Raw genomic sequence first — 8,397 nt, 5'->3', positions numbered from 1 at the left:
AACGAAGGGGGGAAAAAAGGGGGAGGGGGGGGGGGGACATGGTCTCTGACGACACCCCCCCCCCCCCTTTCTCCCCCCCGAGCCCGCGGTGCACAGACCAGCCAGCGGGCCGGTCGGCTCATCGGCGGCAGGCGCCCCGCACGAACCGCCCCCAGGTCACACCAGGGCCGACTTCATCCTGGCCCCAGCCCCGCCCGGACGACCCCGCGCCGCCCGGTGCCACCGACATCACATCGGCCGGTCCCGTGCGCTCGGCCTCGGCCCGGCGCAGCTCGCCGCCCTGGCCGCCGGACCTGCACGGTCCGGCCCTACTCGGCGCCGGACTGCGAGGTGTGGGCGGGCACACGCTTCCCCGTCCGGGCGCTCGGTCCGGGGCGAGCGGCTGGTTCAGCGAGCGGGCGGTTGCTCGGCCGACGCCGCTGCCTGCCTCCGCAAGCGCAGCGCTTTCGTGGTCTTCGCTGCCAGCCGTGGGTCGTTGAGGACTCGGGCGATGACGGCTTCGTCGCTCATCTCTGCGTGCTGGGAGGGCAGCGGCGCACAGATCCGCTCCAGCTCATCCAACAAAGCCGCAGGGCTGGTGCCCTCCTCAGCGTCCTCATCGTCGCCGTACGCGGTCTCCAGCAGCGTGAAGGCGGTCCTCAGCTGCACAACCACCGCGCTCATCGCCGCCCGGTCTTCGGGGAAGGCGAGATCGGGGTGCTTGCGGGTGGGCACATAGACCTTGCGCAGCGCGCCGATGGCCTTGTACAGCTCCTCGAACACCAAGGAGTACAGGTCGCTGTCCAGGTTCTCCAGGGCAGGCAGCGCGGTGTACGGCTTGCTGGACGCGTCCTGCGGCAGTTGACCGTCGACGCCCAGCTCCTGCAGGCCGACGATCGAGGCAAGGGCGCTGACCGCTCCCGACAGGTACCGGCAGGCGCCCCTCAGTAGGGCCTGCTTCCGGCGCAGCGTGGCTGCCCGGTCGTTCGACGAGGAGGTGTTCTTCTCGTCGTCGGCCAGTGCCTGGGCCTCCCGCCCCAGCAGCCGGTGCGCGGCAATCAGTGCCACGGCGGCCCTGCGGGCGGGTGTCGCCTCCTTTCCGGTCTCCGTCCCGGTCACGTCCTCGCACTTACGCGGCACGTCGTTCCCTCCCACACCGCCCATCGACGGCGGCGATCTTTGCCATCTGTCGCCGTCATCGGCGGCAGACCCCATGGTTGTCGCCGCTTTCGGCGACAACCGCAGATTCCGCAGCGTCAAACGACCGTCCCCGGTGCCGGACACGGCCGGATCGGGCCGCGCCGGCGAGGGCGCGGCAGCAGCGGGAACTCCTCCAACCAGCACCCCCGCCCGGCAGACTGCCCCGGGTCAGACCGGCGTCACCGACCGCCCGTTGTGTTGTCCGGAAGTCCCGGGGCTACTGCTCAGGAGCGGTCTGGGCGCGTGCGTAATGGCATGGTCACCCTTCGCCGCGTCAGAGACGGCTACGCCGTACAACGGGCCGGGCGGGCCGGGCCTGGTCGGGTCCGCGCAGCGCGAGAGCCGCGGTGCGGGTGCGCTCCAGCCAGCCCATCACCTGGCGCAGCGTGGCGGGGTCAAGGTGTCGGGTGAGGTCGCGGACGGCCTGGTGGTCGTCGTCGGTGAGGGCGTGGAGGCCGGCGCGCTCCAGAGCGGTGTAGAAGGGCTGGGCGGCGGCGCCGGCCAGGGAGCGGTGAGCGGCGTCGGACCTCTGGCGGGCCTGGTGAGCGGCCTCGCGGGCGCGGTCGGCGACGTCCTGCAGGTGACGCTCGCGGCGCAGCGCGTGCTGGAGGGCGGTGTCGTGGTCCGGGTCGTAGCGCTCAGCGCGGGTGGCGGTGGTGTGGTCGTGGACGCGCCGCCACTCACCGAGGGCGGTGGCTGCGGTGGCGTAGGCGGTCTCGTGTCCGGTGTCGGCATGCCGGTCGGCGTGGCGCTCGTCCAGGCGGGCCTGTTCCAGGGCCTGCCCGATGGCCTCCGGGGTCATCCCGGCCGCCCGGCGTCGGACCCGAGCGGGGACATCGGCGAGCAGGCTGTGCTCCCGGCCGCCGGGGTCGCCGTCGTCCTCGTCGTACTCGCCCTGGTCGTCGTCACGGTGGGCGGGGTGCTGGGCGAGGGCTGCGTGCAGCGTCGACCCGGCCTCCCATGCCTCAACGTGCACGATGGGCCGCATCCGGCCGTCCGGACCGGGGCCGAGGACGATCCGGCCCTCCACCAGTGCCACCCAGCCGTCCAGGCCGTCCACGTCGCGCTCCGTCCAAGCGCGGGCGAGGCCGGCGCCGTGGTGCAGGGTGCGGATGCCGTCATGGCCGCTCCAGCGCAGCCACATCGCGCCGCGTACCAGCGGGGAGTCCAGGGCCGCCCGGCCCAGGTCCCGCTCGGCGGGCAGGGGCCGGCTGCGGGATGCGGCCAGCTCCAGCCGGACAGGCGCAGTGGCGTCCGGGTCCGGGACGGGGCGGGTGGTGCCGGTCATCGTGCGGTGCCTCCTGGCCGTTGAGAAGCAGGGGTAAGGCCCCCAGGGATACCACCGGGGGCGGACACGTCGGCTGCCGTCGCCTTCTGCGGGGCCGTCAGCCGACCGCGGGGCCGGCGTCATCGGGTTCGTCCCACGGCATGACGAGGGTGGCCTGGCCGTCCTCGTTCCAGGCGACGTTCAGGTCGCGGTTGTCGGCGTGGGCCCGCCAGCCGTGCATGCCCGCGTCGTAGTCCGCGCAGATCAGCGCGGCGCGCACCCGGGCCGGTCGGCGCGGTGTGACGCTCTCGTCCCAGTCGAGGACGTCGAGGACCGCTCGGCCGTCCAGCACTGCCCATCCCGCATGGGCGACCTGGCGCGCCCACGTGGGACGGACCCAGAGCTGGACGAACGGCGGTGCGCCGTACTCGACCTTGTGCGAGAAGGTCATGCCCGGGGTGTCGTCGGTGACGTGGGACTCTACGACGGCCTCCGGCACCTCGGGCACGCGGGAGGAGTCGTGCCCGGCCCGGTCCCGGCCCGCCTTGAACGCCGGCGGCGGCGCCGGACGCTCGGCGTACCGGAAGTGCGCGTGGTCCCACGCGAAGCCGGCGCGCACCGCGCCCGTCACCGCCTCACCGATCCGCTCCCGCGCCTGCGCGACCCGCACCGGCCCCACACCCTTCTCCACCCGGCCCCGCTCCAGCCTTCAGGTATCGCACACACCGGCCCCGGCCCGCCCGGAAACTCCGCAACACCACCCGCTGGAGACACCCGGCCCTTGACACCGGCCCAGCCGGCCCGGCAGCAAAGGCCCGGCGGGCCGAACCTCGACGACGCCGACGGCCGGGCCGGGAATGCCTCGCTGGGCCGGCGGGGCGGCTGTCCGGCATCCGACTGCGCCCAGGAAGCATTGGCGGTGGCGGGAGGCCGTCAGCGCAAAGCGGCGGCCATGACGGCCAGCGGAGCAGGCCCCTGCACCGAAGTGATCACCTCGGCCGCGTCGCCGGCGTCCCGGGTTACATGCCGTCGGCCAGGTCACGCAGGTGGTGGACCGCGTCGTCCCAGCCCTGGCCGTACCAGTACGGGCCGGTCAGCGCGGCCGGGTCGTGCGGGACGGCTTCCAGCACGTCGGCCGCCCGTTTCCAGGACGCGGCGAGCGCCGCGCGCATCCGGTCGAACTCCTCGACCAGCGCGGCCAGCTCCGGGTCCGGGTCGGTTCCGACCGCCAGGTCACGGCGCAGCCGGGCGGTGGCGAGGCGGGCCAGGCGGGTGGTCTCCATCTCCTGCCGCCAGTGTGGGTGGGTTCGGGTGTCGTCCATGGGCCTCTCCTGCACGGGATGACGGGGGCGGCCCGGTATGGGGCCGCCCCGGGTGGTGGTGTTACCGGTCGGTGGTGCAGTGGTGGCGGGCCTCGATGTGGTCGCCGTCCTCGGCCTGCATCTCGCGGGACCAGCCGCAGGCGGCGCACTCCGCGCGCGCTTCCCAGCAGATGTCAGGGCCGTCGTGCTCGTCGCAGACGTGGCCGGCGTCCAGGACGGTGCCGTCCTCGGCCGGCTCGTCGCCCCCTTCGCCGCAGGCCCCGCATTCCCACTGGGCGTACCAGGACACCTCGGGCTGCAGGTGACGCCCGTCGTGGTGGTGGAGCGCGTCCAGGAGGGCGGTCTGCCGGTCGGTCAGCTTGCCGTCGGTGCGGGCCTTGTCCTGCTTGCGCAGCCACGCGCCGGGCCTGAACGCCGGGTCCGCGTCGCCGCCGGTGCGGTTGGCGGGGCCGTCGAGGGTGCCGCCTGCGGCGAGGTAGGCGAGCAGGCGCCGGTAGGAGCGGTTCCAGTCCGGCTCCAGCCGCCACAGCTCGTCGAGGGCGTCGAGCTTCGCCGTCTGGCCGGCCGTGAGGCTGTCGGCACGGCGCTGGCGGCGCATCCAGGCACCGACCGCGTAGCCGTCGAGCTTCTCGGCGGCCGGGACCGCGAGGTGGCCGTGCCGGGCCGCGAAGGCCTTCGCGTAGGCGTGGCCGCGCTCCCAGGCGTGTGCGTGCTTCGACCAGATCATCCCGAGCCCGTCCAGCTCCGACACCCGCGCGGCGTCGAGCAGGCCCTGGCCGTTCAGGTAGCGCTGCCGGTCCAGCCAGGACACCAGCTCCCCGTGCACGGCCTTGTCGGTCGGGTCGAGGTGCCCGTGCTCCAGGTGGAACCGGGCCGCGACCGCGTACATGCGCTGCCACTCGGTCGCCCGCGGGTTGAACGCCCGCAGCTTCACCGACTGCAGAATCCGGCCCGCGTGCCGACGGGCGTCGATCCGCAGCCACGCCACCGGCGACTCCGGCGCGACGGGCCGCTGCTCCGCCTCGGCACCCTCTGCGCCGTCCCCGGCCGTGGTCATGGTGGCGGGCTGGGCCTGGGCGCGGGTGGCGCGCAGCTCAGTGATCCGGCCCACGACCCGCGCGTCGTGGGCGGCCAGGGCGCGCAGGACCCGCCAGATCGTTCGGAACGAGCTGGCTTCGATCTCCTCCTCGGCCTCCGCCTTCACCGCCGCGCCCGCGTCGCGGACCTCGGCCGGGTCGGCGGCCGCCGCCGTGTCGTCCCCGACCGCCGGCATCGGCAGGTAGACCGGGATGACGACCCAGGACACCTTGCCCTGCCGGTAGGACTGACGCAGCGCCCGCCCGACGGCCTGCACGATGTCGATCACCGAGGACTTGGGGTCGGCGAAGCAGACCGCGTCGACCGCTGCGACGTCGATCCCCTCCGTCAGCAGACGAGAGTTGCACAGGATGCCGCACTCCCCGCCCTCCTCGCCGGGGCGCTCGCCGGTGTGGGCCTTGAACTGGGCGAACGCCGTCCTGCGGTCCTTGAGGCGGTCGGTGCCCGCGACGGCCTTCGCCCAGATCCGCTCCGGGCGGTCCGCGTCGTCCAGCAGCCCGGCCGCCGCCTGTAGGGTGTCGGCGAACTCCCGCGCCCCAGCTACCCGGGAGTGGAAGGTGATCACCCGGCGCAGCCGCAGGTCGGCGGCCGCGCGCAGCACCGCGATCTGCAGGGCCAGGCGCAGGAGTTCCTCGTTCGAGCGCTGGGAGCGCAGGTCGGCGACGGCGGGCAGGCTGAGGAGGTCGCGGAGGTCTTCGTCGGTGACGACGGGGACCAGGACGCGGTAGTCGGCGAGGTAGCCGTGCTCGATGCCCTGGCCGAGGGTCCAGGTGTAGACGGTCGGGCCGAACACGGCTTCGTCGTCCATCGAGCACAGCACCGGCACCTGGCTGTCGGCATCGACGTCGGCGAGGTCGTCCAGGCCCGCCTTCGCACTGCGGTCGTCGGCGATCCGCGGGGTCGCGGTGAAGTACAGGCGGCGGTCGGCGGGGACCTGGGCGTCGTCGTGGACGGCGGCCCACGCCTTGCCCTGCGAGCCCGCCGTGCGGTGCGCCTCGTCCACGACCACCAGGTCCCAGGCCGGCAGCGTGAACTCCCGGTGGGCCTGGACGATCCGCTCCAGCGAGGCGTACGTGGCGTAGACGGTGACCGGCTCCCCCGGCTTCGCCACCTGGACCAGGTCGGCGATCCGTGCGGCCTGCGTGGTCACCTGGGCGCGCACCCGGCCGCCGGCCTCCGCGCTCTCCAGCGCCTCCTCCCGCGAACAGGCCGCCACCGCCAGCCCCCGCCGCCCGCCGCGCAGCGACCACGCCTCGGCCGTCTGCTCCAGCAGCTCGATCGTCGGCACCAGCACCAACACCCGCCCCCGGGCCGCCAGTCGACGCGCGCACGCGGCCGCGATCAGCGTCTTGCCGGAGCCGGTCGCCGCCACCACCGTCGCCCGGCCGCCCGCCTTCACGGCCTTCACGGCGGCGGAGGTGGCCTCCTTCTGGAACCAGTGCAGGGGCACCGGGTTCACCACGGCGGTGTCGGCGGTGCCGGGGGACGGCTGCGCCGGAACGACCGGGGCAGGCGGCACCGGGGCGGGCGGCGCGGCCTGGAGGGCGGCTTCGGTGGCGGTGGTCGTGATGGTGTCCACGGCGGTGCGTCTCCTTGGTCTGGGGCTGGTGCCGGGTCTGCCGGGGATGGGTGGCGCTACTCGGGGATCCAGCCCCTGACCTCCAAAAACGCAATGTCGGCGTCTGCGACGGCGCGGCCCGTCTCCACCAGCCAGGCCTTCATCGCCTCGGTGACGTCGCCGTGATGGTCGGCGACGCGCCGGGACCACTCGGCGGCGTCGAAGCCGCCCGTCGAGGCGGAGCCGTAGGTGCGCTCCTCCGTGCCGTCCGCGCGCGGGACGAACCCGCGACGCAGACCGCCGGAGTCCTGCATCGACCCGGCGCTGTAGACGTACTGGTCGGCGCGCATCCGCACCGTGAAAGCCAGGCGGCCGCCCGCCTGGCCGGTCTCGTGGACGACCGGGGCGAGGTGGCTCGCGCCGGACTTGATGGCCTGCTTCCCCGCACGGCCGGCCATCGAGCCGCCCGCCTCGCCCATGACGTCCTTGCCCCGCACCCGGGCCTTCTGTCCAGTTTTCGTGCGGCGCCGCTCCACGTTCTCCTGCGCGACGGCGCCAAGTGCCTCGGGGTCCCGCTCACCGCCGCGCACAGCCCGCACCACCTGGCGCAGCGCGGCCACGAACGCCGCGCCCTTGCCCTTGGTGAAGAACTGCGACACCAGCGACGCGTCCCGGCCGAGCATCCGCGCCACCTGACGCCGGGTGAAGCCCTGCTCGACCAGCTCCTGCGTCAGACGGGCCGCCTCGTTCGGGTGCTGCGGGTCCGCAGGGCTCACCGGCCGTCACCCTTCACGACGGCCCGAGACTGGAGCCGCGGCGGCCACTTCAGCGCGTGCACGGCCTGCGTCGGCCCGGCCAGCAGATCCACCGGCGCCATCCCCCAGTGCCGCGCCAGCAGATCGACCTCATCCAGCGACCACGGCTGCGCCCCGGACTGCCGGCGGGACACCTTGTCCTGGGACAGGCCCACCGCCCCCGCCAGCTGCGCCTGGCTCTCCCCGGTGCGCTGCCTGATCGCGGCGATCGTCAGCCGCAGCGTCTCCAACGTACTCAACGTCATACATCGCATCCTAGCCATTATATATGGATAAGTTCCATATCACATGGACAGAATCACTGATCTGGCGACAGGGCGCAGCGGGAGGTCCCTGGCCCGCATCGGCGTCAGCTGTCGCGGGAAGAGTCACATCCGTGGCCGCCATGGAGGCAGAACTCGCAGGTGCACACGTGGTCGGCGCACTCGGGAGCGCGCGCCACGGGCTGGCGCCGCGTTCGGCATCGAGGGCGGCCTACGCCGCAGTGCGTGTGGAGGTTCTCATCTGCCGCTGACACAACGGCACGCACACTCACCCCAGGCCACCGGGGGACTGACCGAGCAACCGCGCGCGGCGATCGATGGTGCGAGGCCGCCTTCTTAGTCCTCGGCCTGGCCCACGGTGGCTTCGGGTGAAGCCCGCGCTCTGGGTACAGCGCGTGAGTATCGACCGCAGCGCCGCGTTGCCCTGGAGCAATTCAGTCGGCAGTCGGTCATGATCGCCGGTCTTGGAGCCAAGACCGGGCCGGGTAGGGCCAACGAAGACGGCACGGGCGGTTGCCCGGGCCGTCGCAGGTCTCGTCGGCTATGCGCTGATGCCGAGGTTGGCGAGCTGGCTTTCGTAGCGCTGCCGCAGCCGCTCGCCGAACGGCTCAGGGGCGAGGGAGTCGATCCGGGCACCGAGGCCAGGCCGACCCGCGTCCTCCCGCCGGTCAGCAGCGGGTGGATCCGGTAAACGCCCGGGTCCAGGAGCCAGGCCAGGCCCTTGTCCGTCAGCTGCCTTACCGCCGGTTGCACGCGCTCGGCCCCAGCAGGGTGCCCATCTGTCGGCAACGGGTGAAACGAGGTTCTGGATCACTTTCCGTGCCAGAGCCACAGAGCGTCACCGGAACCGCGATCATGAACGGTCGTGGCTGACGACCTCCTCCAAGACCTCTGG

7 protein-coding genes are annotated in these 8,397 nt (G+C 73.5%); all 7 read right to left on the bottom strand.

Going from position 1 to position 8,397, the window contains the following annotated elements; genetic code table 11:
* Window positions 1–387: 387 nt before the first annotated feature.
* The 7 genes from ACZ7KX_RS42145 to ACZ7KX_RS42115 all read right to left on the bottom strand — a co-directional run bounded on the left by ACZ7KX_RS42145 (window position 388) and on the right by ACZ7KX_RS42115 (window position 7,484).
* Window positions 388–1,263, bottom strand: coding sequence for a hypothetical protein (locus tag ACZ7KX_RS42145; protein WP_470331252.1), 876 nt, complete (start codon window positions 1,261–1,263; stop codon window positions 388–390).
* Window positions 1,264–1,453: 190 nt separating this feature from the next.
* Window positions 1,454–2,467 (bottom strand): hypothetical protein, encoded by a 1,014-nt coding sequence (locus ACZ7KX_RS42140; RefSeq protein ID WP_470331251.1) that lies wholly within the window; start codon window positions 2,465–2,467, stop codon window positions 1,454–1,456.
* A 97-nt stretch (window positions 2,468–2,564) separates the two neighbouring features.
* Window positions 2,565–3,137: a hypothetical protein gene (locus ACZ7KX_RS42135; RefSeq protein ID WP_470331250.1), complete on the bottom strand. Its 573-nt coding sequence runs from the start codon at window positions 3,135–3,137 to the stop codon at window positions 2,565–2,567.
* A 328-nt stretch (window positions 3,138–3,465) separates the two neighbouring features.
* Window positions 3,466–3,768: a hypothetical protein gene (locus ACZ7KX_RS42130; RefSeq protein WP_470331249.1), complete on the bottom strand. Its 303-nt coding sequence runs from the start codon at window positions 3,766–3,768 to the stop codon at window positions 3,466–3,468.
* Window positions 3,769–3,829: 61 nt separating this feature from the next.
* A complete protein-coding gene (locus ACZ7KX_RS42125; protein WP_470331248.1) occupies window positions 3,830–6,445 on the bottom strand; it encodes a helicase associated domain-containing protein in 2,616 nt (871 codons plus the stop codon).
* 56 nt (window positions 6,446–6,501) lie between these two features.
* A complete protein-coding gene (locus ACZ7KX_RS42120) occupies window positions 6,502–7,200 on the bottom strand; it encodes a helix-turn-helix domain containing protein (protein WP_470331247.1) in 699 nt (232 codons plus the stop codon).
* A complete protein-coding gene (locus ACZ7KX_RS42115; protein WP_470331246.1) occupies window positions 7,197–7,484 on the bottom strand; it encodes a helix-turn-helix domain-containing protein in 288 nt (95 codons plus the stop codon). The genes ACZ7KX_RS42120 and ACZ7KX_RS42115 overlap by 4 nt, the downstream gene beginning before the upstream one ends.
* Window positions 7,485–8,397 lie beyond the last annotated feature (913 nt).

The organism is Kitasatospora sp. NPDC038210, from assembly GCF_055600605.1.
Note: the sequence above shows the minus strand (reverse complement) of the source record. Positions and strands in the feature narration are given on the sequence as shown.